The organism is Bacillus sp. CGMCC 1.60114 (genome assembly GCF_042676365.1).
Classification (GTDB): domain Bacteria; phylum Bacillota; class Bacilli; order Bacillales; family Bacillaceae_G; genus Bacillus_A; species Bacillus_A rhizoplanae_A.
On record NZ_JBHTHG010000050.1, the window covers coordinates 1 to 920 of the forward strand.

At 52.1% G+C, this 920-nt stretch carries 9 tRNA genes; all 9 read left to right on the forward strand.

The annotated features are described in order from the left end of the window. Nucleotides 1-26: 26 nt before the first annotated feature. Nucleotides 27-102 (forward strand) — tRNA-Val (locus ACFQZ1_RS10505). 3 nt (nucleotides 103-105) lie between these two features. Then, nucleotides 106-181: transfer RNA gene (locus ACFQZ1_RS10510), tRNA-Thr, on the forward strand. Nucleotides 182-190: 9 nt separating this feature from the next. Further along, nucleotides 191-266: transfer RNA gene (locus tag ACFQZ1_RS10515), tRNA-Lys, on the forward strand. 17 nt (nucleotides 267-283) lie between these two features. Further along, nucleotides 284-364: transfer RNA gene (locus ACFQZ1_RS10520), tRNA-Leu, on the forward strand. 29 nt (nucleotides 365-393) lie between these two features. Further along, nucleotides 394-468 (forward strand) — tRNA-Gly (locus ACFQZ1_RS10525). Between the two features lie 16 nt (nucleotides 469-484). After that, a tRNA-Leu gene (locus tag ACFQZ1_RS10530) sits at nucleotides 485-573 on the forward strand. A gap of 3 nt (nucleotides 574-576) precedes the next feature. Beyond that, nucleotides 577-650 (forward strand) — tRNA-Arg (locus tag ACFQZ1_RS10535). Nucleotides 651-656: 6 nt separating this feature from the next. Then, nucleotides 657-730: transfer RNA gene (locus ACFQZ1_RS10540), tRNA-Pro, on the forward strand. A 10-nt stretch (nucleotides 731-740) separates the two neighbouring features. Then, nucleotides 741-816, forward strand: a tRNA-Ala gene (locus ACFQZ1_RS10545). Nucleotides 817-920: the final 104 nt, after the last annotated feature.

A 920-nucleotide genomic window follows, 5' to 3' on the forward strand; every position in this document is an offset into this window, starting at 1 on the left:
TGAGAGTAGGACGTTGCCAGGCAAATGGAGGATTAGCTCAGCTGGGAGAGCACCTGCCTTACAAGCAGGGGGTCGGCGGTTCGATCCCGTCATCCTCCACCATACGCCGGCTTAGCTCAATTGGTAGAGCAACTGACTTGTAATCAGTAGGTTGGGGGTTCAAGTCCTCTAGCCGGCACCACTTTAATGAGAGCCATTAGCTCAGTTGGTAGAGCATCTGACTTTTAATCAGAGGGTCGAAGGTTCGAGTCCTTCATGGCTCACCATTTTTAAAATGAAATATGCGGGTGTGGCGGAATTGGCAGACGCACCAGACTTAGGATCTGGCGCCTTTGGCGTGGGGGTTCGACTCCCTTCACCCGCACTTTTAATTGAATAAGTCATATATGTCTTGCGGAAGTAGTTCAGTGGTAGAATACAACCTTGCCAAGGTTGGGGTCGCGGGTTCGAATCCCGTCTTCCGCTCCAATTTTCAATATGACATGCCGGGGTGGCGGAACAGGCAGACGCACAGGACTTAAAATCCTGCGGTGGGTGACCACCGTGCGGGTTCGACCCCCGCCCTCGGCACCATATGCGCCCGTAGCTCAATTGGATAGAGCGTTTGACTACGGATCAAAAGGTTAGGGGTTCGAGTCCTCTCGGGCGCGTTTTTTCGGGAAGTGGCTCAGCTTGGTAGAGCACCTGGTTTGGGACCAGGGGGTCGCAGGTTCAAATCCTGTCTTCCCGATATTTGATAAGGGGCCTTAGCTCAGCTGGGAGAGCGCCTGCCTTGCACGCAGGAGGTCAGCGGTTCGATCCCGCTAGGCTCCACCAAAGTTCTTTGAAAACTGAACGAAACAAACAACGTGAAACGTCAATTTTTATTTATGATGCTAGACAAACTTTATTGGAGAGTTTGATCCTGGCTCAGGATGAAC